Below are 26,266 nucleotides of genomic sequence, written 5' to 3' on the forward strand. Positions count from 1 at the left end.
GAATGCCGGTTAATCGCCCAGTGCTACATGCAGAACGTTATCGTATACCAATTTGATGTCAGTGATATTGCCGAATAACTCGCCGTCGACAATTAAGTTCCCCAAGTGGGTGACTGTTCCCAATAAACTAAAAGGTGTTTCTGAAGCAGCCATCATTTCTACAAATCGCGCTTCATCATCCGGCGCTACAGAAACCACAACCCTGCCCTGCGCTTCACCAAACAGGAAAGCATCTTTGCGGATCTCACTGTCAGACGCAATATCAAACCCCAAACCATTAGGCATCGAGGACTCAAGTAAGTTGATATATAAACCACCATCAGCTATGTCATGTGCCGACTGAATCACCTTATTCAATATCAATTGCTTAACTACCTGGTGCATTGCGTACTCACTTTCCAGATCGAAGTGCGGCGCAGGCGATGCTTTTACATTGTGGTATGACGCCAGGTACTGTGACGAGGCGATACAGTTCTTCGATTCGCCGATTAAGTAGATCAGGTCATCCGGCTGTTTAAAGTCGGAAGTCATGATGTTATCCTTATCATCCAATACGCCTAACATACCAATAGTTGGTGTAGGGAAAACCGGGCCTTCATCGCTCGATTGATTGTAGAAACTTACGTTACCCCCCGTTACCGGTGTGTCGAATTTCGTACAAGCCTCACCCATACCTTTAATGGCACTTACAAACTGCCAGAAAACTTCGGGTTTGTATGGGTTGCCAAAATTAAGACAATTAGTAATTGCAACCGGCTCGCCGCCCGCGCAGGTAATGTTGCGCGCAGCCTCTGCCACGGCAATGCTGCAGCCTTTTTGCGGATCTGCATTTACATAGCGCGAGTTACAATCCACCGTTAAGGCTATCGCTTTGTTGGTGCCTTTTACCGCTACCACTGCCGCGTCGCTCGGGCGGTTGGTCGTCATTGTAGCTGTACCTACCATCGAGTCGTACTGATTGGTCACCCAGCGTTTTGAGGCAATATTGGGGTGTGCCACTAAATGCTCGGCAACATCAACCAGGTCGGCGGGCTCTGCAACGTCCTCTATCTTAAATTTCTGATACTCTTTAAAGTAAGCAGGCTCTGTATATTCACGGTCATAAACCGGGGCGCCGCCGCCAAGGACCAGGTCGTCAGCCGGAACGTCGGCAACAATTTCGCCGTCCATATAATAAACCAAACGTTTAGTATCGGTCACTTTGCCAATAGCTACGCAGTTTAGGTCCCACTTGTCAAAAATCGCCTGCACTTCTGCTTCGCGGCCTTTTTCTATCACGATAAGCATGCGTTCCTGAGATTCTGACAAAAGGATCTCATAAGGCTTCATATTTTCCTGTCGCATCGGCACTTTGTCCAGCCAGATTATCATGCCATGTTCACCTTTGGCGCTCATTTCAGAATTCGAGCAGATGATACCCGCCGCGCCCATGTCCTGCATGCCAATAACTGCACCGGTTTTAATTACCTCGAGCGTAGCTTCCAATAATAATTTCTCCTGGAATGGGTCGCCTACCTGAACAGCCGGCAAATCGTTAACAGAATCTTCCGTAATATCCTTAGACGCGAAAGCCGCACCATGTATACCATCTTTGCCTGTGGCCGAGCCAACAATATAAACCGGGTTGCCTACGCCATAAGAAGTAGCCGAAACTGTCTCGCCGGCTTTTACGATACCCGCGCTCATGGCGTTCACCAGCGGATTTACATTATAACTTTCATCGAAGAATAGTTCGCCGCCAACTGTAGGAATGCCAAAGGCATTACCGTAATCACCAATACCCTTAACTACGCCTTTAACCAGCCATTTAGTACGGTCGAGGCTCAGATCGCCGAACCGCAGCGAATTCAATTGCGCAATTGGCCGCGCACCCATGGTAAAAATATCACGATTAATGCCGCCCACACCTGTCGCAGCGCCCTGATACGGCTCTAAGGCAGAAGGGTGATTATGCGATTCGATTTTAAAGGCACACCCTATGCCGTCGCCAAGGTCTACCAAGCCGGCATTTTCTTCACCCGCTTTAGCCAGCATGCGTGAACCATCGCGCGGAAGCGTTTTAAGCCATTTGATAGAGTTTTTATAGGAGCAATGCTCGCTCCACATCACAGAAAATATAGACAGCTCTGTGAAATTTGGCACCCGGCCCAATATTTCATTTATGCGGTCATATTCTTGTGGTAGTAAGCCTAAATCTTTGGCGGTTTCAACGGTGGTAAGTTCCGGATTCTCCAATGTAGTATGTGTTAAATTGAAAGGATAGGCGAAATTAAGAAAAATGGGGATAGGATGAGTTAAAACATTATGAAGTTGATAAATAGCAGGTTTGTTAAAAGGGTTAACGGTGAGTGGTGAAATAAACTGTAAAAGAATATCGAGCGAGGATAGAAGTTGCCGCCCTTGTTGGTGTTGTCACCAACAAGTTGCATGTAAGCCTTTGAAAACTTCACAACGGCAAAAGCGTCGCGAATATTTATTGATGAAACTTTTCAGAATATAGGTATGCGTCCCTGATCATCTCTTTTAGCACGCCCTCATCAACATCATTTAGCTTTTTCACATAAATACATGCCTTCGCACTTTTATGCTTACCCAGTTTTTGCAGCAACCCGCCCCGGGTGGGGAACTGCGAAGAAAGGTAAAGTGAAATGGCATTGGCCCTTGGTGAAAACGCGACCAAAGGCGCATCGCCTTCATGGCCGCTGTCATATTTATAATGATAACTGCCGAAGCCTACAATAGCCGCTCCCCACATTTTTGCCGGCTGCCCGGTGACATTTTCAAAAATGGATACCAGTTTTTGGCTGTCAACCCGTTTTAAATCATCGGCCACAGCAGCAATAAAATCGCCAACGCTGGCGGCAGTTTCTGTGGTTTTGTTTTTTGCCATATAGATTTGATTTTCATAAAGTTAAGTTTCTGCATCAACTAATCACAAAGCATTACTATATATTTGCGTATGGCGTACAAAGAACGTGACATTAATAAGCTGTATTATACCATGGGCGAAGTTTCGGCCATGTTCAACGTAAATCAATCGCTCTTACGCTATTACGAAAAGGAGTTTGACATCCTGCAACCCAAAAAGAATAAAAAGGGCAACCGCCATTTCACCGCAGAAGATGTCGAGAACTTAAAGATCATCATGCATCTTATCCGCGATAAGAAGTTTACCATAGAAGGTGCCCGGGCTTATATGAGCCAAAATACAGATGCCGAGAAAAACCAGCAGCGAATTATTGCCAGCCTGGAAAGTATGCGCGATTTCCTGATCGAAGTGCGCGATAACCTTTAATTGTTTATATTGCTGTACCCATTACGGGATAGCTTTATAAACCCTACCATGATTGCCCGTCATAAAGGCGAAGTCCCCTTTTTAGTCTACGTGCTGCCCTCCATCGCGGGCATAATATTGTCTGTAGCCAAAGGATTGGGTGTATCATTTCTTTTCGCCGCAATATTTTGCATTGTTTTTTTGGGTTTTGTCATGCTTAATGTTTTCTACGCAAAGCTGAAGGTTTACAAATTCAACTGGCTTGGTGGCGCTTTGCTCCATTTGCTATTCTTTTTAGGGGGAATGCTGATGGTACAGTTGCGCGACACCAGAAACGCGGCTGATTATTTTGGTAAACGGCATAGCGAGCATCTTGTGGTTATGGTCAACACCGAGCCAACTTTAAAAGGCAAATACTGGCACTTTAGCGCGGATGTAAAAGCTTCGAAAACTCAAGGTAAAACGGCGACCGCGAGCGGCCAATTGATACTTACTGTTCTGGCAGATACCGCAAACTTGTTTAAATATGGCGATGAGTTACTGATCCCGGCTAATTACAAGCCGGTATATGCGCCTTACAATCCGGCTGCTTTTAATTATAAAAACTACCTGGCTAATCGCCATATCTATTATCAAAGCTTTCTGTTTCCGGGTCAGTATAAAATTGTCAGGCGCAATACAGGTAACCCCGTCATTGCCTATTCATTGCAGCTGCGGCAGCATTTTGCCAAACAGTTCATGGCGAATATTAAGGATACAGATGCAGCCGCCGTTGCCACTACCCTTGTGTTGGGTTATAAAGCAACTTTGAGTGCCGAGGTTCAGAAGGTCTACTCAAAAACGGGTACCATTCACGTACTTTCTGTATCAGGGGCGCACGTGGCTTTCGTATACGTCTTCATTAACTTCGTTCTCGGCTTTTTGGGTGTGTCGGCAAGGGCAAGATGGGTCAAAAGCATGCTTAGCATATTGCTTATTTGGGCTTATGCAATGCTCACAGGCTTTTCGCCACCGGTGTGCCGGGCTGCCATTATGCTCTCATGTATCATTATCGGCCGGTCTGGTTTTCGTAACGTTAATCAGATCAATTTATTGGCGTTCTCTGCTTTTTTATTGCTGGTCTACGACCCGTTACTCATTACAGATATTGGCTTCCAACTCTCCTATCTTGCGGTTTTCGGACTCATTGTTCTACAGCCGGTGATCTTCAACTGGTTTAGTTTCGAAAATAAATGGACGCGTAAATTCTGGTATTTGATCTCCGCATCGCTGGCAGCACAAGTGATCACTTTCCCGCTAAGCGCCTTTTATTTTCATCAATTTCCGCTTTACTTTTTACTCAGCAACCTGCTCATCATCATCCCGTCAGAGCTCGCACTGTTTTGCGGCATCCTTGTCATGCTGTTCGGTAATATCAGATTCATCGGCAATCTGATATACAAAGGTCTTGAATACACTATCATAATCATGAATAAGGGCTTGACCCTCATCGAGCAGCAAAGGTTTTCGACGATAGACCGGATATGGTTCACAGGGGCTGAGTGTGCCTTGCTATTTATTGCATTGATGGCGTTCTTCTACTTCGCGTTCAACAAGTGTAAAGCCATACTACTGTTTAGCTTAAATTGTTTATTACTGCTGTGCGTATCATTTACAGTTAAAACCATATCCGCAGAAAATACAAACAGTATTACTTTCCTCACCATTAGCAAGCACCCGGCGATCCTTTTTAAACATGGGCACGATGGCGTAACTATTTCAGACATTAAACCTGCTGACCAACTATTCACTTATAACATTAAGCCTGCTGCGGACAGCAGCGGCATTAGCGATCTGGCTATCCATTCTTTAACCGATGATTATCGAAACAATTGGTTTCTTAAGGAAGGTCACCTCATTCAGAGTCTAAATTCAACCGTTCTATTGTTCGATAAAGAAATTGAAAACTTTATTCCGCCGAAAAAGATAAATGTGTCGTACCTTTATGTAACAAGTAACCCGCAAACAAGCGTTGGTTTCCTGGCAACCAGTTATAAATTTGATCTGCTGATAATCGATTCAACAAATTCTGCAGCAACCTTAAAGCGCCTTGCAGATGAGGCTTCGCACTTAAAAATTAAATTTGTTGTGTTGAAGCGTAACAAATCGTTAATTGTGGTATCTAAATGACGATTGATTTTAAACTATTAAGAGAATAAGTATCTAACAACAAAACCCAATAAATTAACTCATGAAATTAAACTTATTAAGCCTTGTTTCGGGCATCGCGTTAACTACTATAGCTTTTACAGCGTCTGCTCAAAAGGCGTACAAAGAAGGATCTATCTCATACACCGCTACCGTAATGGGTACTAACGTAGATTCTAAAATGTATTTCAAAGGCGACTCAAGCTCAACCAGCGGAAAACAAGGCCCTGCGTCTTTTAAGACCATAATGGCTAAAGGCGGCGACTATTTGGCTATCCTAATAGATGTGCCTGTTGCTAATATGAAAAAGGCAGCTATCGCTACACCGGCAGAACTAGAGGAAGCGAAAGACTCTGAACCAAGCTTCACTTTCACACCGACATCTGAAACTAAAGTGATCAACGGTTTTAACTGTAAAAAAGTAACTGCTAAAGATGACAAAACAGGCAAAAGCTACGACGTTTGGGTAACCAACGATTTTACTGTACCTGTTAACGTGCTGACTAAATATTTTGCTTCTGCAGGTGGTTTCCCTATCCAATTCACTACTGTACAAATGGGTCAGGAAATCAGCATGAGCGTAAAATCTATCAGCGATGAGAAAGTGCCTGCAGGTACATTTAGCGTTCCTGCCGATTTTGACAAGATCACATTGACTGACCTTAAAAACATGCGTGGCGGTCACTAATTAAAAATTAGATTTACATTATAATATAAGCTTCTTAACATTAGGGCATTTAATTATTTTTGCGCCCCATGTTAAGAAGCTTTTTTAGTTTTGCCCGTTACTTTGTTTTCTGGCTGATCATCTTCTTCTTCTCGCGTGTAACTTTTGAACTTTACTTTTACAACAAGTTCAAGGGGCTGTCAGCCTTAGAGGTGCTGCAAACCTTTAGTCATGGCTTGTGGCTCGATTATTCCGCTTCTGCCTATCTCTGCATCATTCCGGTATTGGTCTTTGTAGTGGGATGGTTCTTCCCCAATACACATGTAAAGCCAATTTGGCTTAAGGTATATACCTGGTTCTTTGTATTCGCAATTGCGTTTTTAACCATACTCGACCTGGGTATTTTCACAGAATGGGGCACTAAGGTAAATTACAGGGTATTCAATACCATATATAACGCACCTGCGGAGGCTGTAGCGTCGAGTGGCTCATCCCCTATCGCATCAAGTATTATTATAGGTGTAGTATTGCTGGTACTTGGAGTGGCGACGTCACTGTATGTTGTCGATTTCAATTTTAAAAAACCCGTCGAAAAAATAAAATTCAAGATCCCGGTATCACTGCTGCTTTGCTTTGTAACCTTTGTATTGATCCGCGGTGGTTTACGCGGTGCACCGCTTAACGAGCACAGAGCCTATTTTTCTAATAAACAGATACTTAATCAGGCGGTATTAAATACTGAGTGGAACCTGATGAATAATGTGGTGGAGAACCTGCGCAGCCCTTACAATCCGTATGAATACCTGCCGCTCGAAAAGGCTTACCAGATAGTAGATAGCTTATATACAGTAAAAAGGGATGTAACCACAAGCATTCTCAAGACTTACCGTCCCAATGTGGTAATCATTCAGTTAGAAAGCTACACTGCAGACATCATAGAATCTCTGGGTGGCGACAAAGGTGTTGCGCCACACTTCGAAGAATTTATCAAAAACGGCCTGTTCTTCGATCATATTTATGCTGCCGGCGATCGTACAGATAAGGGGATAGTGGCAATTTTGAGCGGCTTCCCGTCGCAGGCAACGCGTACAATTATCACCGCTGATAGCAAGCAGCGTAAACTGCCCGCTATATCGGTCGCATTAAAAAAAGCAGGCTATATTACCTCCTATTTCTATGGCGGCGAAAGCAGCTATATGAATTTCGATTCGTACATAAAGCACCACAGCTTTGATAGTGTAATAGATGAGTTAAGCTTTAACAAAAAAGAAATTGGTTCTAAGTGGGGAGCGTATGATGGTGTAATGTTCAACAAGAACATCGGCTTTCTAGATCGACAGAAACATCCTTTCTTCTGTTACGTACAAACGTTAAGTAACCACGAGCCGTTTGAGTTGCAGGGCGCTCATCATTTTCCCGGTAAAGATCAGAGCAACCTATTTAGAAGTACGGCCTGGTACACAGACTCTGTGCTGAATGATTATCTGCAAAAGGCAAAAAAGACCGACTGGTATAAGAATACGCTTTTTATTTTAGTTGCCGACCATGGCCACCGCTTGCCCAGGAATACTTCAGAGGCATATGATCCTGCAAAATATCACATTCCGCTGCTCTTTTTCGGCGATGTTATAAAAGAAGGGTACCGCGGTAAAAAGATTAGCTTGCTGGGCAACCAAACAGATATAGCAGCAACACTGCTTGCTCAATTAAAAATCAGCCACAAAAGCTTTGAATGGTCAAAGGACTTGCTTAACCCATATAGTAAACAATTCGCGTTTTTTGACTGGGATAACGGCCTTGGTTTTATGGAGCCTCAGCAATCTGTTTCTTATGATAACGAGGGCGACAAGATCATCTTTAATACCAAAGCTAACGCCACACAACAGCAAACCGATAAGCAATTGTTAAAAGGCCAGGCCTACCTGCAAAAGATCTTTACGCAGTATCTTAATTATTAACAGCTTCGCCAAGTAATTCCTTGTTAAGCTCTGCAACCCATTGATTAAACAGGCCGGTTTCAATTTCCACAGCTTTTTGAGCATGCGTTTCCCAATCCGGTGAAAATGATTTAAGCTGATTGATCATCTCTTCCAGATGACCTTCTTCTTCCAGGATAATGGACTTAACATTCACTTTGCTGCTTTGCGCAGTAAGCACATCCTGGTAAACCGGGTATAACTCATCGGCACGGACCTCGATAGCATAAGTAACTAACAGGTATGCAGCGAAACGCAACTCAGCACCTTTTAAATTCAATGTTGATTTTAAATACCGGCAAACAGAAACGTCCAGCTGGTTTAAGTAATATTTACTACTGTAAGGCGCCACCAGATATTGGGTAGCGTAAGTCGGGCAGGTATCAATAGCAGTTTTCTCTATTTGTTTTTTTAAATAAAACGCATGGCGGTGCTCCTCAGCCGCGTGTTTTAAGATGATGTAGGTTACAGTCTCGGAGTCTTCGCAAGCGGATATTTTTCGCGCCCCGGTATTTTCCATCAGCGACAATGTATTTAACCAGCGTGCGTGCAAATGGTCATCGGCTACTATCTTTTCTAAAACGGTATTTAAACTCATATATCTTCTAAGGCTTGCTCAATTTTTGCGTAAATATAGTCGAGCTGCGTATCTGTAATACAATACGGAGGTAAAATATAAATAATGTTACCCAGCGGGCGCATAATGATGCCGGCATCTAAAAAGTAGTTGTATAACCTGTCGCGAAGCGGGCTTAAATACGAAGTTTCTGTGTACCATTCAATAGCGATGATGGTCCCTGTTTGTCTTAGATCTTTAACCTTCGAATGAGCCTTAATCTTCTCTCCGAATGCTTGATGACGTGCAATGATCCTGTCTATATTCTGCTGCGTTTCTGCAGATGTAAACAAGTCCATGCTGGCTAAAGCTGCTGCGCATGACACCGGGTTGGCGGTGTAAGAATGCCCATGAAACAGCGTCTTCATTTTATCATCAGACAGGAAGGCATTGAATATCTCGCTGGTACAAGTGGTAACCCCCATGGCCATGGTCCCGCCGGTGAGGCCTTTAGACAGGCAATAAATATCTGGCAGGGTAGTGATGTAGTTTGTAGCAAACGGTTTACCTGTGCGGCCAAATCCGGTAAAGACCTCGTCGGCAACGGTTAGGACATTCTCTGCTTTACAATAAGCAATTAACTCTTCCAACCATTCGGCCTCGTACATGATCATTCCTGCCGATCCTTGCACTAATGGCTCGAAAATAAAACACGCTAATTCTGACTTAAGATGTGAGATGTGCGACTTGAGGCTATCAATATTACGCTGATTTGGCAAATCAATGAATTCTACCTCAAACAACATATTATCAAACGCGGCAGTAAATACACTTCGCCCGCTCACAGCCATCGCACCAAAAGTATCGCCATGGTAGGCATTCTTGAATGCCAAAATTTTGGTTTTGGTAATGCCCTGGTTGTGCCAGTATTGAAGGCACATCTTCAAAGCTACCTCTACCGCGGTCGAGCCGTTATCAGAATAAAAGACCCGCTTCTGATTTGGTGGCAAGATAGTTAGCAGACGCTCCGCCAGTTCTACGGCAGGCTCGTGCGTAAAGCCGGCGAAGATCACGTGCTCCAGTTTGCGCAATTGCTCGGCAACTTTTTGCGCGATATAAGGATGAGCGTGTCCGTATAAATTCACCCACCAGCTTGATATCGCATCTATGTATTCTTTCCCGTCCTCGTCATATACACAAGCACCATCACCGCGTACAATGCCTACGGGTAAACCTGCAGTTTGCATTTGGGTGTAGGGGTGCCAGATCACCTTTGCGTCGCGCTCGGCAAGACTCATATTTGTTCTTTTAAAAGTTTCACCACGTGTTTATCGATGGGGAAAGTCATTTCATTTTCTGTTAGCGTGCCTAGCGGCACCCATCTGAAACATTGTACCACCTGTTTCAAATCATCAGTGCCAAAGTCAAATACCGTTGTTTTGAAGTTAAGATTAAGTGGTGACCGATTTTTCACTTTGTAATACACGCTAATGATCTGTGAATCATTGAAAGCAGATTTAACAAAAAAATCGGTAGTGTAAAAATGACTGAGTATTTCAACTTCGGCATTACATTCTTCCATAAATTCCCGCTTCAGGCCATCAGTCAATCCTTCACCCAACTCTAACCCTCCGCCAGGGAATTTTGTAAAACGCATGCCATACTCCTGCTCGTCGCTCACCAGCAACTCGTTGACTTCATTTATTAAAAGGCCGTAAACCCTAACATTAAACAGCGCCATCTAATTCAAAGTGTTTTGCGTTACGGGTAGTGTTTTCCATGTTCCACGGAATTTCTATGCGCTTAGCCTCTGCACGAATTGGACAGTTGGGCATATTGCAATAGTGGCAGCACTTGGGCAGGCACGGGTCTGTATGAATAAAAAATTCTACGTGCTGGCCGGCGTCCCGGTTAACGAGGTCTTCCACAGATTTTACTTCTTCGTGTACCTGTATCAGGTCGAAATAATTTGGCAGCGTTAAGTGACAATCTATATGAACCTCATGGCCATAGTTTTGTGCGCGCAGGTTATGTACGTCTATCCATGCGTCCTTTCGGTTATCGCTCATGATCTTCACAATATGCTCAACGGTATCAAAGTCGGCCTCATCCATTAACCCGCCGACAGACCTGCGTATCAGTTTGTACCCGGTTATAACGATATAAATAGCGACGCCCATAGATAAGACGCTGTCAAGCCATAAATACGGAAGGAAGTACATTAAAGACAAACCAACAACCAGTCCGCCGCTGGTTACCATGTCTGTAAGCAAATGGCGGCCGTCGGCCTCAATGGTAATAGAGTTAAGTGACTTGCCCCTGGCGATCATATAGAAACCAAGCCCGCCGTTAATAGCCCCGGTGATGCCAATGATTATTGCACCCTTTACCACGTTATGCACTTCGTGCGGGTAAAATAGGTTGTAAGCCGATTTAAAAAGGATGGTTACGCCGGCAATAGTGATCAACGTCCCTTCAATGAACACCGAAAAGAACTCTACCTTACCGTGGCCATAAGGGTGATTAATATCACGCGGTTGCGAAGAAAGATATATACTAAAAAACGCGAAAGCGCTCGCCAAAACGTTTACCACGCTCTCTGCCGCATCTGTTAGTATAAAGTTTGAGGTAGTGATAAAATAGGCACCAAACTTAGCCAGCATTAGCACAACACTAACAGCGAGTGCAATAAGAACAATGGTGCGCTTTTGTTGCAAAACAGTTGATTAAGCCCAAATTTAAGCACTGCCCGCCAATATGCAGTAAACTAATTTTCTATATTTGCCCGCAGTAGCTATTAACACTTTGTAATGAACGCTTTAAGTAACCGTATAAATAATCTGTCTGAGTCGCAAACTATTAAAATGGCCAAGATGGGCCGCGAACTGGCGGCAAAGGGCGTTGATGTGATCAGCCTGAGTTTTGGTGAACCCGATTTTCATACCCCTGATTATGTGAAGGACGCGGCTAAAAAAGCAATGGACGAAAACTTCACATACTATACGCCTGTAGCAGGCTATCCGGATCTTCGTAAAGCTATCTCCGCTAAACTGAAAAATGAGAATAACCTGGATTATGACGCATCACAGATTGTAGTTTCTACAGGTGCAAAACAGGCTATAGCCAACGCGGTGCTATGTTTGGTTAACCCGGGCGACGAAGTGATCATCCCCACCCCTTACTGGGTGTCTTATTCAGAAGTGGTAAAACTTGCCGAAGGCGTAAGCAAATTCATCAACACCACGGTTGAACAAAATTTTAAAATTACGCCCGAGCAACTGGAAGCTGCGATTACGCCAAAAAGCAAGCTATTTATGTTTTCCTCACCGTGTAACCCTACAGGCAGCGTTTACAGCAAAGATGAGTTGGCGGCACTTGCAAAAGTTTTCGAGAAAAATCCACATGTTTATATTTTGTCCGACGAGATCTATGAGCACATTAATTTCATAGGCGGCCACGAATCTATCGCGCAATTCGACTCCATAAAAGATCGAGTTGTTATCATCAATGGCTTTTCTAAAGCATATGCCATGACCGGCTGGCGGATAGGTTACACCGCATCGAATAGCGAAATTGCTGCCGCTTGTGATAAAATGCAGGGGCAGATCACATCTGGCACCTGTTCTATCACGCAACGTGCAGGTACTGCTGCATACCAGGGTGGATTGGCATCTGTTCATGCAATGCGCGACGCTTTTAAACGCCGCCGCGACCTGGTGTATGGTTTGTTAAAGGAAATTGACGGATTAAAAGTTAACCTGCCCGATGGTGCATTCTATTTCTTCCCGGACGTGACCTCATTTTTCGGCAAAAGCTATAATGGTAAAAAAATAACAAACTCTAATGAACTGAGCATTTTCCTTCTCGAAGAAGGTCACGTGGCTACGGTAGGCGGCGACTCATTTGGCGACCCAACCTGCATCCGCTTATCTTACGCTGCCGCTGATGAAAAGCTCGTAGAAGCAGTTAAAAGAATCAAGGCGGCGCTGGGTAAGCTCCGGTAAAGGCGTGATTCGTCTTACAATTTAAAACCGTAGGCTACGCGTAAGGACACTAACCCAAAATTGTCGCTTTTACCTCCCGAATAATTCTCATATCGCAGGCCAACATCAATGTTTGTTTTTGACACTACTATCCCTATACCCGGAGAGAAGATAAACTTTGTGCTTTTAAACATGCCACTAGTTTCAAAACCGGGGCCGACCTCACCACTAAGATAAAACTGCTTGCTGACGAAATACTTTGCCCCTACTTTAACCGGCATCATACCGTAATCTTTGGGGCTAATTGCAACGTTACCAAGAGAATAGCTCTTTGCGAAAAAATGCGTGTAGCCAGAGGTAAGCATTAACGCCAGCGCGCCCTTAAAATCGTATTGTAAACGTGCGCTGCCGGCTAAGGCAGATGATGAATAATTATTGATGTCAGTGCCTAATGGAATGCCAACTTCAGCTCCTATTCCGAATCGCCACGCTTTGTCTTCGTTGCCTGTAAAAAAGCGGTTTTTGCTAACCACTTGTGCGTAAGTGTTAAGTGTTACAGTAAGAATAGCTAAAGTAAATATTGTCAGGATACCCAGTTTCATAAATTTATATCTGGATTAAAGGTATAAAAACAAACGCCCCTTCAAAATTAATTGAAAGGGCGTTTTGATGAGGATTTAACGATGTTAGTTACCGAAGCCATAAGCAACTCTCAACGCTACTTGTCCAAAAGTTCCACTATTGCCTCCAGAATAATTCTCATAGCGCAGACCAATATCTAAACCTGTGTAAGATTCAGCAAAGCCTAACCCAGGGGCTAAAATTAATTTAGCACTTTTATTTCCGGCATTTTCGTAATTGTTGTTTGTTTCGAAGCCGACGCCTGCCTCACCGCTAAAATAGAAGTTGTGGGCTGGAAAAATTTTAATACCTGCTTTTACAGGAATTAATCCGTAATCCGGGGCTTTAGTAGTTGAGGTTACGGTAGTCCCGCCAATAGTTGCGCTAGAAGTGTAGTCTCTGCCGAAAAAGTTAGTGTATCCTGCTGTCAGCATTAAAGATACCGGTCCTTTCAAATCATATTGTGCTCTCAGATTTCCGCCTAAAGCAAAATGAGAGTATGGACGAATACGGTCGCCTGTCGGGATACCCGGCTCTACACCGATGCCTATCCTAAAGCCTTGCGAATCGCTGCCGCTCGCTAAACCTTTTTTTTCTTGTGCGTTTGCCTTACCGGCAAATAGTAAACCGGCAAATGCTAATGAAGTAAGCGCCAGTTTTGTTGAGTTTTTAAAATTCATAGTCGTATGTTTTATTAAACAATTGATGAAATTATCATCGCCTGCCGACTTGCAAATACTTTGCCATTCCAACCAATTTTAATACTTTTTGAAGTATGAACAATTTTCAATCCGGTATAAAAACACTCATTTTTAGCTGTATTTCAACAATTTACAGCCAACGCAATCGTTACGACGTGTTAAACCGAAACTAACCTTTCCGTCCTTAAGTAAAATGGGGGGCGAACCGTGAAAATGTAACTTATACTGTACAAAAGCCTGTAAACAAAAAAGAGGCCTGAGCCTCTTACTGTTTATTTCGACTTGTCATCGTCGCTAATATTATCCTTTTTATCGGATTCCTTTTCGTCCTTTGGTTTGGCCTTTTCCTTTGCTTCCCCGCTTACAATAGCATACTGGTGCCGTGCTTTATGTTCGGCTGCTTTCTCATCTTCCTCATGCTTTTTACGCAACTCGGCAAGTTTTTCCTTACTGTAAGCCAACCCGCTTATGCCATTAAACAATACAGGGACAACAAATATAGCCAGCGACGTTGCGAAAAGCATACCACCAAATACGGTCCATCCTATTGTTTTACGTGCTTCTGCACCGGCGCCCGACGAGAATAGTAGTGGCAACACACCCAACATAAACGCGAGGGATGTCATGATGATCGGCCGCAAACGTAAGCGCACCGCTTCAAGCGTGGCTTGTTCTATTTCCATGCCTTTGTCTACACGCTCTTTGGCGAATTCCACTATCAGAATCGCATTCTTCGCCGCGAGGCCTATCAACGTAATCAAACCTATCTGCGCGTAAACGTTATTGGTAAGTGATGGTTTTAACGTAAGAAATAGCATTGCGCCAAACGCGCCAAGTGGTACCGCTAATAATACAGAGAATGGCACCGACCAGCTTTCATACAAGGCTGCCAGAAACAGGAACACGAAAGCGATCGACAGCGCGAAGATGTAGATCGTCTTAGAACCGGATAATATCTCCTCACGGCTCAGCCCGGAAAACTCATAACCAAAACCTTCAGGCAATACCTTTGCGGCAACTTCTTTGAGCGCTGTAATAGCGTCACCACTACTATAACCTTCTTTAGGGTTACCGTCAACTTCGGCAGAGCGGAATAAATTATAATGCGATATCAACGGCGCGTTCTCAATGATCTTGTAAGATGTGAGCGTACTTAGCGGCACCATGGCACCGGCAGAATTGCGCACAAAGTATTGGCCAATGTTGCCGATGTTTGTCCGGTAGTTGGTATCGGCTTGCGCCACAACGTGGAAGTTACGTCCGTAGATGGTAAAGTCATTCACGAAAGAGCTACCCATATACACTTGCAAGGCGTTATTAATATCCGATATCTGAACACCCAATTTCTTAGCCTTCTCCCTGTCGATGGTCAGTTGATATGCCGGCGTATGCGACGTAAAAAACGAGAAAGCTTTTGCAATTTCAGGTCGCTTGGACACCTCGCCAATGAAGTTTCGTAATGTCGCGTCAAACTTGCTGATATCGCCTCCGGCTTGTTTTTCTTCCAGGATAAATGAGAAACCGGCCGTACTTCCCAAACCGGGGATAGCCGGCGGCGGTATTACTACGACACTTGCATCTTTAAATCTCGAAAGCCTTTGCTGCAGCTGCCCTACAAGCGCAAACAGTTGCGATTGCTTGTCTTCCCGCTGATCCCACGGCTTAAGCTGAACGAATATCGTAGCACTGTTAGACTTGGTAGCAAAACTTACTACGTTCAAACCGCCCAAAGCAGCATAGTGGCCAATGGCCGGTATACTGTCCAGCGTTTTCATCATACCCTGTAGCACCTCTACAGTTCGTTGCGTTGAAGCGGCCTCAGGTAAATCATAAGTAATATACACACGGCCATCATCTTCTGTAGGTATAAAACCCGTCGGCTTGTTCATAAACAGGAAAACAGTTGCACCCACGATTACAACTAAGACAATGAAAACAGTTTTAGAATGCTTTATGCAATAGTCAACCGCGTTTTGATATTTTTCTGACGTGCGCTCAAACCAGTTGTTAAACTTCTCGAACATCCTGTCTAGCCAGTTTTTCTTTTTATCAGGCTCATGCGGCTTCAATAAAAGCATACATAAGGCCGGCGTTAAAGAAAGCGCGACAAACGCAGAGATCAATACAGAGATAGCTATAGTAATGGCGAATTGCTGATACAACCGCCCAACGATACCGGGTACGAAGCCCACCGGAACGAATACGGCCGCGAGGATGAGCGCGATGGCAATAACCGGAGCGGATATCTCTGCCATAGCAGCTTCTGTCGCGTCAAACGGCGACATTTTGTCCTCGTCTATATGGTGCTGCACTGCCTCTACCACTACAATAGCATCATCAACCACAATACCGATAGCGAGTACGAAACCAAATAGTGTTAACGTATTAATGGTAAAGCCAAGCGGAATAAAAAAGATAAATGTACCAATGATAGAAACAGGGATTGCCAATACCGGGATCAACGTTGCGCGCCAGCTCTGGAGGAAGATAAATACTACAACTGTTACCAGTAACAACGCGATCAGCAGCGTTTCAACCACTTCTTTCACAGAAACCTTTACCACAGTAACAGACTCGAACGGAACTACATAATCTATCCCGGCAGGGAAAGACTGTTTCAACTGTTCCATAGTGGCGTAAACATTTTTGGCGGTTTCCAAAGCGTTACTGCCCGGCGCCTGGTAAACCAGCAGGTAAGATGCACGTTTGCCGTCTACAAAAGAGTTACCTGAGTAATTGAACTTACCTAACTGCACGCGCGCAACATCTTTTAAATGTACTATCGCACCGGTTGATGGCTGCGTACGCACAATTACATTTTCAAATTCTTCGGGTTTTACTAAACGTCCTTTAGTTAATACCGTGTACTCAAACGTTTGGTTATTTTTTGCAGGCGGTGCACCCACCGTACCCGCTGCAACCTGCACGTTTTGCTCAGTAAGGGCGCCGGTTACATCGGCAGCGGTTAAGCCGAGAGCGGCCATTTTATCTGGCTTAAGCCAGATACGCATACTAAAGTCGTCCGCACGGGTGAATACGTCGCCCACACCTTTGGCACGCAACAACGCGTCACGTACAATCGCATTGGTATAATTATCAAGGAATGTTACCGCGTGGCTGCCATTGGGCGAATACATGGCCACCAGCATCAAAATACTTGGATTACGTTTACGAACGGTCAAACCCAGACGCTGCACTTCTTGCGGCAATGTTGGTGTAGCAATACCAACACGGTTTTGAACATCAAGAGCGGCAATGTTAATGTCAGTTCCTACTTCAAAGTTTACGGTCATGTTCATTTGGCCGCTGTTGGTACTGTTACTTTGAAGGTACGTCATGCCCGGTGTGCCGTTCACCTGTATTTCTACCGGGGTGGCTACCGTTTGTTCAACCGTCAGCGCGTCGGAACCGGTATATGTAGCCGTAACCTGTACGGTTGGCGGCGAGATCTCGGGGTATTGACCAATAGGTAAACTATTAAGTGCGAGCAAACCCACAACAACTATCACTATCGAAATTACGATAGCGGTTACGGGCCTGCGTATAAAGGTATCTGCGATCATGTTAGTGTCTTCTGCTTATTTTCCCTGTTGTTTACCGGTTTGTCCTTGTCCGCCGCCCTGTGACTGACCACCGCCTTGTCCGGGAGCTCCTTGCCCCTGCGGCTGTCCTAAAGTGATTTTGCCGCCGTCCTTTAATCTCTGGAAACCGGCCGTAACAATACGCTGACCTGCTTTTAAGCCCGACAACACAACCACATCCGCATTTACACGCGGGCCTATGGTTACCTTTTGCTGTTTGGCGATCATATACTTGCCAGTTTGGATTCCACCGGCTTTAGCTGCGGCAGTATCTTTCTTTACCGTGTTGATGCTGTCCTCTTTAGTTACTGTGGTATCCTTCGCCACAAATACAAAAAACTCACCCATTTGCTCAGTGATCGCTTTATAAGGTATTTGTACCCTATCCCCGGAAACTGTATTCAAGACATTTAATACAGCGCTCATGCCATCCTTCAAAATGTCCTGGTCGTTAGGGAATTGCACACGTACCTTTATACTACCGGTTTGGTTGTTCACGCCACGATCAATAGCGAATATTTTTCCCGGCTTTAAATATTTAGTGCCGTCTGACAGTTGCAGGCGAAAGGTTGAATCTGAGCCCTGTTTCTGGAAGCCATAAAAGCGATTGATGTCACTCTCGTTAACGATAATGTCAGCAGCGATTGGATTTTCTGATGATAACGTATTCAATAGAGTACTTCCCGGCGTAATCTGTGCGCCAAGCTTTACTTGCGAAATACCAATCCTGCCTGTAAAAGGCGCACGTATGGTAGCGTATGATAAGTCTGTTTGTGCGGAAGCCACTGCAGCCCTTGCAACTGCCACCTGGCTTTTATTAGTTTGCAGCTGCGCAATAGCCTGGTCATAAGTCTGGCGGGCTACAGCATCATTTTTTAAAAGGAACGAATACCGGTCGGCATCTTTTTGTGCTTTAACCTGGTTAGCGATCGCGCTGCTTAAGTTTGCTTTTTGCTGTTGTAATGCATCCAGATATTTGCGTTTATCAATTTCATAAAGCGGCTGGCCTTGTTTTACAACAGATCCCTCTTTAAAAAATATGCCGGTAATGAAGCCTTGTATCTGGCTGCGTATTTCTACAGTTTTTAAAGCGACAATTGTAGCCTGGTACGGGTCGTAGTAAATAGCTTTGGCTATCCGTGCGCTGTCTATAGATACGGGAGTAGCCTGTGGTGCCTGGGCTTGTTTATCATCCTTTCCTTTGCAAGAGAATAAGCCTACGCTTATCATTAAGGCAAGTGCGGGGTATCGTAGTTTCATCATATCGTTATCTTACTTGTATTATGCCAAGTGCTTTTTGCAGGTCTATTTTGCTGCTCAGCAGTTGGAAAAGTGCATTGTAATAATTGAGTTCGGCGGTGCGCAGATCGGCCTGCGAGACAATCACGTCCAGGTAGGTCTTTACTCCCTCGCGATATTGCAGTGATATCACATTATATACATCCTTTGCCAGGTCTACGTTTTGCTGAAGCAAAACCCAGTTAGCGTAGTTGCTTTTATAGTTTGCTAAGGCCTGCACGTATTCTGTATTAATTACGTTTCGTGAATTTTGCAGATCCAGGTCGGCACGGACAACCTGTAATCTGGCCTTACTTAAATTCTGGAGACGTTTGGTTCCTGTAAAAATTGGGAAAGTAACATTAAGCCCCGCAAATGAATTTGGGAAAGCATTGTCGTAAAGCCTTCCGAAATCGTCATTAAAATACAGCAGGTTATAACTGCCTACTGCAGACACAGATGGCAAAAATCCCCAGCGGTAATACTCAACGTTCAAGCCTTGCAAATTCTTTTGCGCTGCAAGTTGCTGGAACTCCAATCTTCGGGAGATATCCAACACCTGGTTGGTATCTATCTTCGTTTCCGCAGACAACCGGGTTGAATCATAGCTTAATGCAATCCCGCGCTCTGGTGCAAAGCCCATTAGTTGTTTAAGATAAGCGATCTTACTTTTAACTGCTTCGGCGGTAGATTTGCGGCTGGCCAAAGAATTATTAAGCGAAATAGTAGCTTGCTTATAATCCGTTTTGTCTACCACACCTGCCTGGTACCGAACGTAAGAATCTTTTAGGCTTCGCTGCAGGCGCTTGATATCTTCATTCAAGATGTCTAGCTGTTTTTGTGAAAGCAAAACATCAAAAAAAGCTTTACTAACATCAGTAACAACAGCAATACGTGCCAAGTCTGTTCCTTCTTTATAATAAGAGCGTGAGTATTTTGAGGCACGCGATGCAAGTAATACATCGTTATTATAAATAACCTGACTTGCCTGAACACCTAAGGTTGAAACATTACGCGCTATCGCAGTTTGTGTCACAGAGGTAGACGTTGGTGTTGTAGTGCCAGTGCCTGTTGTGCCGCCCGTTCCGGCACCTGTTGTTCCACCACTGCCGGTGCCGGTTCCCGTTCCTGTGGTTGTTCCTGTACCGGTAGTTGTTCCGGTGCCTGTACCACTACCTTGTAATGTGCTTGCAGCCCGTTGAAAATAGCGTTGGTAACTATCAGAAGATGTTATTTGCGGCAACCATGCAGATAAACCAATGCGGATATCACGCTCATTTATCTGCTCGTCAATAGCCGCTTGTCTTACAGCGGGCTGGTTTCGTAAAGCAAAATCGATGCATTGCTGGATAGTAAGAACGCGGGTTGCGGTATCAACTGAAGTTTGCGCATTAACATTTAGAGAAAAAAGTATCAGCAAGAACGGATATAAAGTGTGGCAAGATTTTTTCATCAACTATACGGTATCACAGGCGAAACGCATAGATACAGCATTAGTTTACGGAAAATAAAAAAAATCAGAATTGTTACAATTTCTTAACATACGCATCCAAACAGCAATAAATGGGCTTTTGACCTAATCCTGATGTGGGTAAATTTTTAAAAAATACTTATCGGATAACATAAATTTTTAATTAATTTGCCTATTAGTACGGGTTTGCCTAACCAGCTAAATCCAAAAAATTACATACCATGTATTCGGATTTTTCGTTTTTCATGGTATTTTTACAAAAAATTTAAGCAGAGTTAATAGATGGGTAAAAAACTACACGATAAAATCGCTCAGTTCCAGGACGCCAACAACGTTCGGAAATCGGGGGCCTACCCCTTTTTCAGGCCAATTTCTTCGGGCCAGGATACTGAGGTTATTATTGATGGTCAGCGGGTGTTGATGTTTGGTTCTAACTCTTACCTGGGTTTAACTAACCATCCTGCTATTAAAGAAGCTGCAGTAAAAGCAACAAATAAGTATGGCACCGGTTGTGCCGGATCTCGTTTCTTAAACGGTACCCTTGATATACACATTGAGTTAGAAGAAAGACTTGCTAATTATGTAAAGAAAGAAGCCGCAGTTTTATTCAGCACAGGTTTTCAGGTTAATTTAGGTGTGTTATCATGCATTACCGGCCGTAACGATTATTTGATTTTAGATGAATACGACCACGCCTCTATAATAGATGGCAGCCGTTTGTCATTTTCAAGGGTGATTAAATATGCCCACAATGACATGGCAGACCTTCAGCGTAAATTAAGTTTACTACCTGAAGAAGCCGTTAAAGTAATTGCTGTTGATGGCATATTCAGCATGGAGGGTGATTTGGTTAAATTACCTGAGGTTGTTGAACTTGCTGATAAGTACGGCGCAAACATTATGGTTGATGATGCCCACAGTTTAGGCGTTATCGGCGACAAAGGTGCAGGTACAGCGTCGCACTTCGGCATGACTGAAGATGTAGATCTTATTATGGGTACTTTCAGTAAATCATTTGCATCATTAGGCGGCTTTATTGCCGCTGATTATGCAACTATTGATTACCTGAAACATCGCGCACGTTCTTTAATGTTTAGCGCAAGTATGACACCAGGTTCTGTAGCCAGCGTAATTGCCGCGTTAGATATCATCGAATCTGAGCCTGAGCGCATCACCAAGCTTTGGGATAATACTAACTATGCCATGAAATTATTGGTTGAAGAAGGTTTTGACCTTGGCCCAACCGCTAGCCCGATATTACCAATCTATATCCGCGATAACCATAAGACATTTATGGTGACTAAGATGCTGCAAGACTCGGGAGTATTTGTAAACCCTGTCGTTTCCCCGGCTGTTCCTTCAGACTCATCATTATTACGATTCTCATTAATGGCGACACATACCTTTGCGCAGATAGATGAAGCCATTGAAAAAATGGTACGGGTTTGCAAAGAAGTTGGTGTAGAAACCATTAAAGAAAGAATTTAACAATTTAAGGCCTCGAAAAAAGGCCTTTTTTGTTTCACCTTATTATTCCTCCACATGATCACAATTACTCCTGTAAGTTCAAAGAAAGAACTTGGGGCATTTATTGATTTTCCGCACGACCTATATAAAGGCGATCCAAATTATGTGCCCGAGCTTTTTATAGCCCAGCGCGATCTGCTTACCAAGCACCCCTTTGTAAAACATAACCCGTTGCAATGCTTCCTGGCTTACCGCGATGGTAAAATTGTTGGCCGTATCGCTGCTATATTGAATAACCACCATAACGAGTTTAATAAGGTTAACGAAGGGTTCTTTGGATTTTTCGATGCGATAAATGACCAGCAAGTAGCCGATGAATTATTCAAGACAGCTACAACCTGGCTTCAGGATCAAAAAGTAGATAGTATAATTGGCCCGGTTAATTTTTCAACTAATGAGCCGAGTGGCTTGCTAGTATATGGCTTTGACAGCCCGCCGGTGGTTATGATGACTTATAATGCCCCATATTATATCGATCTGATGGAAAACGCGGGCTTTAAAAAGAAGATAGACCTTATTGCTTACAAGTTTGGTGATGAGGGCTATAACGAGCGGTCATATAAAATGCTTGATGTTTTACAAGAACGTTTAAAACGTAGTGATATCATTATAAGGCCTATCAACCTTAAAAAATTTAAACAAGAGGCCGATGCCCTGCGCGAAGTTTATAATTCCGCATGGGACAGCAATACAGGGTTTGTGCCTTTGACCGATGAGGAGTTCGACTATCTGGCAAAAGACTTGAAATTAATAATCGATCCTGCTTTTTGTAAAGTTGCAGAGCATGAAGGTAAGATCGTTGGTTTCTCTATTACAGTGCCGAATATAAACGAGATACTGATCAAAATTAAACGGGGTCGTTTGCTGCCAACAGGTATCTTCAAGCTATTGTTGGGCAAAAGCAAGGTCAAAGGCATCCGCATATTCGCACTAGGTGTTATTGAAGGCTATCGTAAGCGTGGGATTGAAGCCGTTTTATATGGCGACGTTATTCGCGAGTATAAAAAACGCGGTTTAAAGTATGCCGAAGCAGGCTGGATACTTGAAAATAATGATCTGATGAACAAAGCGTTGATCGACATTAATGGCGACCCATATAAAACCTATAGGTTGTACGAAAAGGCGATATGAAAGAACGCGTGCTGCTGACCGGCGCGAGCGGGTTTATTGGTTTTCATATCATCGAAGCGTTGCTGACCGCGGGCTATGACGTAACAGCGGTCGTTAGAAAGTCGAGCAAGGTGGAACACCTAAGCGAATTTGCTATCCAATATACCGATCTCGATTTCAATAGCGTCGATGCGTTAAAGGATAATATCGCCCAAAATAACTACAACTATGTTATACACGCTGCCGGGGTAACATCAGCCCTAACTCCTGCCGACTATAATTACTTCAACACCACTTACACGGTTAACCTGGCCCAAGCAGCGGCTAACTCTGGAGTACGCTTTGTATTTTTAAGCAGTCTTGCCGCCATTGGCCCATTAAAAGATCTTAACGGACAGATCACAGAAGCAACACCTCCGGCACCTGTCACCTATTACGGCGAAAGCAAATTGCGGGCAGAAACAGAAATCAGAGAAATAGAAGGTTTGACTTATGTGATATTGAGACCAACTGCTGTATACGGCCCGCGAGAGAGAGGGATATTCATCATGTTTAAGCAACTGACGCGAGGCATTGAGTTATACATCGGCAGAAAACCGCAGCAGCTTTCGTTTATTTATTGTAAAGATTTAGCAGATGTTGTAATAAAATCTTTAAAGCAGGGCTCCGGGGGGTATAATTTATCGGACGGAAACGCCTATGACCGCAACAAGCTTGCAGAAATTTCTAAGGATGTGTTACATTTGCGCACCCTAAGAATCAATTTGCCAATGGCCCTGGTAAAACTGATTGCACTTGCAGCAGATAAGATCAGTTACCTCACTAAAAAGCCTGCTCCCCTTAATACCGACAAATTGAACGAACTAGCAGCCACAAATTGGAACTGCAGTATTGATAAAGCCAGAAAAGATTTGGATTTTGCACCACGCTTTGACCTGTATAAAGGCGTTAAAGAAACCCTCCTCTGGTACAAGAAAGAAAACTGGATATAATACATTACTATAATAAAACAGAAATAGATGGAAAACAAAGTTCAGCCTGCAGAAGGTAAGTTAGGTATTTTAATACCCGGCCTTGGCGCAGTTGCTACAACCCTTATCGCCGGCGTAGTTGCCGTTAACAAAGGCATATCACAACCAATTGGTTCGCTAACCCAAATGGGCAATATACGTTTAGGTAAAAGAACAGAAAACCGCTATCCAAAGATTAAAGATTTTGTGCCTTTGGCAGATTTTCAAGACATTGTTTTTGGTGGATGGGACGTTTATAGCGACAACGTTTACGACGCCGCGGTACACGCCAGCGTATTAGATAAAAGCTTGTTAGATGCTGTACGCCCCGAGTTGGAAGCCATTGTACCTATGACCGCCGCGTTTGATAAGGCTTATGCTAAGAACTTGTCGGGCGAGCACGTAAAAACGGGTACCCGTTTAGAACTTGCACAACAGGTTGAAGAAGATATTAAAAACTTTAAAGAGCAGCATGGCCTTAGCCGTATTGTTGTATTGTGGTGCGGCTCTACCGAAGTATATTTTGAAGAAAGCGACATTCACCAGAGTGTAGAACAGTTTGAGGCAGCGCTTTCCGCTGATGATAAGCTGATCTCTCCTAGTATGATCTATGCTTATGCGGCGCTTAAATTAGGCTATCCGTTTGTTAATGGTGCCCCTAACTTAACGGTAGATATGCCGGCAATGGTAGAGCTTTCTAAACGTAACCAGGCACCTATCGCCGGCAAAGATTTTAAAACCGGCCAAACCTTAATGAAAACCATTTTAGCTCCCGGACTTGCGGCACGTTCCCTGGGGATTAAAGGTTGGTTCTCTACCAATATATTGGGCAACCGCGATGGTTTAGTGCTGGATGATCCGGATAACTTCCGCACCAAAGAAGTATCCAAACTGAGCGTGTTGGATGATATCCTTCAGCCTGAACTGAACCCTGAGTTGTACGGCGACATCTACCACAAAGTACGTATCAACTACTACCCGCCTCACGGTGACAACAAAGAAAGCTGGGATAACATAGACATTTTTGGCTGGTTAGGTTATCAGATGCAGATCAAGATCAATTTTTTGTGCCGCGACTCAATCCTGGCAGCGCCGGTTGCTTTAGACCTGGCATTGTTTAGTGATTTGGCTAAACGTGCAGGCATGAGCGGTATTCAAGAATGGTTATCATTCTACTTGAAATCACCGCAGTCCGCGCCAGGATTACGCCCAGAGCATGACATCTTTAAACAATTGATGAAGTTACAAAATACACTTCGCCACATGATGGGCGAAGATTTGATCACTCACCTTGGTCTGGATTATTATCAAGACCTTGTGGAATCATTGTAAGTTAGATCAGCAAGGTTTAAAAGCCGCTCAATTGAGCGGCTTTTTTGTTAATCGTTTGATTAACTTTTTACTTTATCGAAACAATTATCTTGCAGATTTTTTCCACCTTCGCAGAGCAAATTCGCCTAAACAGGTTAAAACCTTAGCGAATGGCGAGTGTAGTTATTAAATTAATCAGTAAATTCATCCGGCAAGTGATTGTTCAACAATTTACATCTATATACGGAATGGATCTTAAAAACTAAAATGGCAGAACAAGTAGAAACGGCACCGCGATCTTTACGTACAAGCGTGCAGCTTGCTATTTATAAAGTAATCGATCCTTTTGTAAAGATTTTGATCAAATTGGGCCTCACCCCAAACGCGGTAACTTCTATTGGTTTCTTTCTGAACATTGGCGTAGCGGTGATATTTATCATCGGCGCTGAAGAAGGTAACCGCTCTGATCTTACCTACGTTGGTTGGGCCGGCGGTTTAATATTATTCGCCGGTTTATTTGACATGCTTGACGGGCAGGTCGCCCGCTTGGGAAATATGAAGTCTACTTTCGGCGCATTGTATGATTCTGTCTTAGACCGTTATAGTGAGTTAATCATGTTTTTGGGTATCTGCTGGTACCTTGTAGCACACCATTACTTTCTTAGTTCTCTTTTCGCATTCATAGCCTTAATGGGTTCAATGATGGTAAGTTATGTGAGGGCCCGGGCCGAAGGTCTTGGTGTAGAATGCAAAGGTGGCTTAATGCAACGCCCCGAGCGTGTCATTACTATTGGCCTATGCGCAATACTTTGCGGCGTAACATCTTTATATATTGGTGGCGACTACAAACTCTTTTTGCCTGGCATTCGCTATCACGTGTTCGAAACCATGTCGATTTTTACCATTCCGATAGCGGCTCTTGCGGTGCTAACGAATATTACAGCGTTCAACCGCCTTAAGGACGCTAAAAAAGCCTTAGAAGAACAAGGCCGCTAATTATTATCAATCCATAC

General features: G+C 43.9%; 21 protein-coding genes. 10 read left to right on the forward strand and 11 right to left on the reverse strand.

From position 1 onward, the window contains the following. Window positions 1–9: 9 nt before the first annotated feature. Both purL and GO620_RS07550 read right to left on the reverse strand, forming a co-directional pair. Window positions 10–2,235 (reverse strand): phosphoribosylformylglycinamidine synthase subunit PurL, encoded by a 2,226-nt coding sequence (purL, locus tag GO620_RS07545; protein WP_157523896.1) that lies wholly within the window; start codon window positions 2,233–2,235, stop codon window positions 10–12. A gap of 238 nt (window positions 2,236–2,473) precedes the next feature. After that, window positions 2,474–2,890: a DUF1801 domain-containing protein gene (locus tag GO620_RS07550; RefSeq protein WP_157523898.1), complete on the reverse strand. Its 417-nt coding sequence runs from the start codon at window positions 2,888–2,890 to the stop codon at window positions 2,474–2,476. A gap of 69 nt (window positions 2,891–2,959) precedes the next feature. Here GO620_RS07550 and GO620_RS07555 point away from each other — a divergent pair, with 69 nt between their 5' ends. From GO620_RS07555 to GO620_RS07570, 4 genes are all read left to right on the forward strand, one after another. Next, window positions 2,960–3,295 carry a MerR family transcriptional regulator gene (locus GO620_RS07555; protein WP_157523900.1) on the forward strand — a complete coding sequence of 112 codons (336 nt, stop codon included), beginning with the start codon at window positions 2,960–2,962 and terminating at the stop codon, window positions 3,293–3,295. Between the two features lie 9 nt (window positions 3,296–3,304). After that, a complete protein-coding gene (locus GO620_RS07560) occupies window positions 3,305–5,443 on the forward strand; it encodes a ComEC/Rec2 family competence protein (protein ID WP_200230799.1) in 2,139 nt (712 codons plus the stop codon). Between the two features lie 61 nt (window positions 5,444–5,504). Continuing rightward, window positions 5,505–6,149, forward strand: coding sequence for a DUF4412 domain-containing protein (locus tag GO620_RS07565; RefSeq protein WP_157523904.1), 645 nt, complete (start codon window positions 5,505–5,507; stop codon window positions 6,147–6,149). Window positions 6,150–6,217: 68 nt separating this feature from the next. Further along, window positions 6,218–8,086 carry an LTA synthase family protein gene (locus GO620_RS07570; RefSeq protein WP_157523906.1) on the forward strand — a complete coding sequence of 623 codons (1,869 nt, stop codon included), beginning with the start codon at window positions 6,218–6,220 and terminating at the stop codon, window positions 8,084–8,086. On the opposite strand, the gene GO620_RS07575 is transcribed toward GO620_RS07570, so the two are convergent. Genes GO620_RS07575 through GO620_RS07590 form a run of 4 tightly spaced genes read right to left on the reverse strand, consistent with a single transcriptional unit; the run spans window position 8,076 to window position 11,377 of the window. Then, complete coding sequence (locus tag GO620_RS07575) at window positions 8,076–8,702, reverse strand: hypothetical protein (protein ID WP_157523908.1); 627 nt, start codon at window positions 8,700–8,702, stop codon at window positions 8,076–8,078. The genes GO620_RS07570 and GO620_RS07575 overlap by 11 nt on opposite strands. Then, window positions 8,699–9,958: an adenosylmethionine--8-amino-7-oxononanoate transaminase gene (bioA, locus tag GO620_RS07580; RefSeq protein ID WP_157523910.1), complete on the reverse strand. Its 1,260-nt coding sequence runs from the start codon at window positions 9,956–9,958 to the stop codon at window positions 8,699–8,701. Before bioA ends, GO620_RS07575 begins: the two co-directional genes overlap by 4 nt. Continuing rightward, on the reverse strand, window positions 9,955–10,401 hold the full coding sequence (locus GO620_RS07585; RefSeq protein WP_157523912.1) for an NUDIX domain-containing protein: 447 nt from the start codon (window positions 10,399–10,401) through the stop codon (window positions 9,955–9,957). The genes bioA and GO620_RS07585 overlap by 4 nt, the downstream gene beginning before the upstream one ends. After that, window positions 10,388–11,377 carry a cation diffusion facilitator family transporter gene (locus GO620_RS07590; RefSeq protein ID WP_157523914.1) on the reverse strand — a complete coding sequence of 330 codons (990 nt, stop codon included), beginning with the start codon at window positions 11,375–11,377 and terminating at the stop codon, window positions 10,388–10,390. The genes GO620_RS07585 and GO620_RS07590 overlap by 14 nt, the downstream gene beginning before the upstream one ends. A 93-nt stretch (window positions 11,378–11,470) precedes the next feature. On the opposite strand from GO620_RS07590, the gene GO620_RS07595 reads away from it, so the two are divergent. After that, a complete protein-coding gene (locus GO620_RS07595) occupies window positions 11,471–12,664 on the forward strand; it encodes a pyridoxal phosphate-dependent aminotransferase (protein ID WP_198173523.1) in 1,194 nt (397 codons plus the stop codon). 14 nt (window positions 12,665–12,678) lie between these two features. On the opposite strand, the gene GO620_RS07600 is transcribed toward GO620_RS07595, so the two are convergent. The 5 genes from GO620_RS07600 to GO620_RS07620 form a co-directional block, all read right to left on the reverse strand. Beyond that, the gene (locus tag GO620_RS07600; RefSeq protein WP_157523916.1) at window positions 12,679–13,245 is read right to left on the reverse strand and encodes a hypothetical protein; all 567 of its coding nucleotides are present in this window, start codon (window positions 13,243–13,245) and stop codon (window positions 12,679–12,681) included. 84 nt (window positions 13,246–13,329) lie between these two features. Continuing rightward, entirely contained in the window at window positions 13,330–13,944 is a 615-nt protein-coding gene (locus tag GO620_RS07605) for a hypothetical protein (RefSeq protein ID WP_157523918.1), read from the reverse strand. A gap of 293 nt (window positions 13,945–14,237) precedes the next feature. Then, complete coding sequence (locus GO620_RS07610) at window positions 14,238–17,528, reverse strand: efflux RND transporter permease subunit (protein WP_157523920.1); 3,291 nt, start codon at window positions 17,526–17,528, stop codon at window positions 14,238–14,240. A gap of 15 nt (window positions 17,529–17,543) precedes the next feature. Continuing rightward, window positions 17,544–18,809 carry an efflux RND transporter periplasmic adaptor subunit gene (locus GO620_RS07615; RefSeq protein WP_244139477.1) on the reverse strand — a complete coding sequence of 422 codons (1,266 nt, stop codon included), beginning with the start codon at window positions 18,807–18,809 and terminating at the stop codon, window positions 17,544–17,546. A gap of 4 nt (window positions 18,810–18,813) precedes the next feature. Then, entirely contained in the window at window positions 18,814–20,277 is a 1,464-nt protein-coding gene (locus tag GO620_RS07620) for a TolC family protein (RefSeq protein WP_157523922.1), read from the reverse strand. 300 nt (window positions 20,278–20,577) lie between these two features. On the opposite strand from GO620_RS07620, the gene spt reads away from it, so the two are divergent. The 5 genes from spt (at window position 20,578) to GO620_RS07645 (ending at window position 26,249) form a co-directional block, all read left to right on the forward strand. Beyond that, a complete protein-coding gene (spt, locus tag GO620_RS07625) occupies window positions 20,578–21,783 on the forward strand; it encodes a serine palmitoyltransferase (RefSeq protein WP_157523924.1) in 1,206 nt (401 codons plus the stop codon). A gap of 54 nt (window positions 21,784–21,837) precedes the next feature. Further along, window positions 21,838–22,953, forward strand: coding sequence for a GNAT family N-acetyltransferase (locus tag GO620_RS07630; protein ID WP_157523926.1), 1,116 nt, complete (start codon window positions 21,838–21,840; stop codon window positions 22,951–22,953). Next, entirely contained in the window at window positions 22,950–23,924 is a 975-nt protein-coding gene (locus tag GO620_RS07635) for an NAD-dependent epimerase/dehydratase family protein (RefSeq protein ID WP_157523928.1), read from the forward strand. Before GO620_RS07630 ends, GO620_RS07635 begins: the two co-directional genes overlap by 4 nt. 27 nt (window positions 23,925–23,951) lie before the next feature. Then, window positions 23,952–25,274 carry an inositol-3-phosphate synthase gene (locus GO620_RS07640; RefSeq protein WP_157523930.1) on the forward strand — a complete coding sequence of 441 codons (1,323 nt, stop codon included), beginning with the start codon at window positions 23,952–23,954 and terminating at the stop codon, window positions 25,272–25,274. Between the two features lie 246 nt (window positions 25,275–25,520). Next, window positions 25,521–26,249: a CDP-alcohol phosphatidyltransferase family protein gene (locus GO620_RS07645; RefSeq protein WP_157523932.1), complete on the forward strand. Its 729-nt coding sequence runs from the start codon at window positions 25,521–25,523 to the stop codon at window positions 26,247–26,249. Window positions 26,250–26,266 lie beyond the last annotated feature (17 nt).

It is taken from the genome of Mucilaginibacter ginkgonis, assembly GCF_009754905.2.
Classification (GTDB): domain Bacteria; phylum Bacteroidota; class Bacteroidia; order Sphingobacteriales; family Sphingobacteriaceae; genus Mucilaginibacter; species Mucilaginibacter ginkgonis.

Excerpts from the sequence above, each read along its gene's own strand:
- GO620_RS07550 (WP_157523898.1), bottom strand. The coding sequence starts at position 2,890 with ATGGCAAAAAACAAAACCACAGAAACTGCCGCCAGCGTTGGCGATTTT.
- GO620_RS07555 (WP_157523900.1), top strand. The coding sequence starts at position 2,960 with ATGGCGTACAAAGAACGTGACATTAATAAGCTGTATTATACCATGGGC.
- GO620_RS07565 (WP_157523904.1), top strand. The coding sequence starts at position 5,505 with ATGAAATTAAACTTATTAAGCCTTGTTTCGGGCATCGCGTTAACTACT.
- GO620_RS07570 (WP_157523906.1), top strand. The coding sequence starts at position 6,218 with ATGTTAAGAAGCTTTTTTAGTTTTGCCCGTTACTTTGTTTTCTGGCTG.
- GO620_RS07575 (WP_157523908.1), bottom strand. The coding sequence starts at position 8,702 with ATGAGTTTAAATACCGTTTTAGAAAAGATAGTAGCCGATGACCATTTG.
- bioA (WP_157523910.1), bottom strand. The coding sequence starts at position 9,958 with ATGAGTCTTGCCGAGCGCGACGCAAAGGTGATCTGGCACCCCTACACC.
- GO620_RS07585 (WP_157523912.1), bottom strand. The coding sequence starts at position 10,401 with ATGGCGCTGTTTAATGTTAGGGTTTACGGCCTTTTAATAAATGAAGTC.
- GO620_RS07595 (WP_198173523.1), top strand. The coding sequence starts at position 11,471 with ATGAACGCTTTAAGTAACCGTATAAATAATCTGTCTGAGTCGCAAACT.
- GO620_RS07600 (WP_157523916.1), bottom strand. The coding sequence starts at position 13,245 with ATGAAACTGGGTATCCTGACAATATTTACTTTAGCTATTCTTACTGTA.
- GO620_RS07605 (WP_157523918.1), bottom strand. The coding sequence starts at position 13,944 with ATGAATTTTAAAAACTCAACAAAACTGGCGCTTACTTCATTAGCATTT.
- GO620_RS07610 (WP_157523920.1), bottom strand. The coding sequence starts at position 17,528 with ATGATCGCAGATACCTTTATACGCAGGCCCGTAACCGCTATCGTAATT.
- GO620_RS07615 (WP_244139477.1), bottom strand. The coding sequence starts at position 18,809 with ATGATGAAACTACGATACCCCGCACTTGCCTTAATGATAAGCGTAGGC.
- GO620_RS07620 (WP_157523922.1), bottom strand. The coding sequence starts at position 20,277 with ATGAAAAAATCTTGCCACACTTTATATCCGTTCTTGCTGATACTTTTT.
- spt (WP_157523924.1), top strand. The coding sequence starts at position 20,578 with ATGGGTAAAAAACTACACGATAAAATCGCTCAGTTCCAGGACGCCAAC.
- GO620_RS07630 (WP_157523926.1), top strand. The coding sequence starts at position 21,838 with ATGATCACAATTACTCCTGTAAGTTCAAAGAAAGAACTTGGGGCATTT.
- GO620_RS07635 (WP_157523928.1), top strand. The coding sequence starts at position 22,950 with ATGAAAGAACGCGTGCTGCTGACCGGCGCGAGCGGGTTTATTGGTTTT.
- GO620_RS07640 (WP_157523930.1), top strand. The coding sequence starts at position 23,952 with ATGGAAAACAAAGTTCAGCCTGCAGAAGGTAAGTTAGGTATTTTAATA.
- GO620_RS07645 (WP_157523932.1), top strand. The coding sequence starts at position 25,521 with ATGGCAGAACAAGTAGAAACGGCACCGCGATCTTTACGTACAAGCGTG.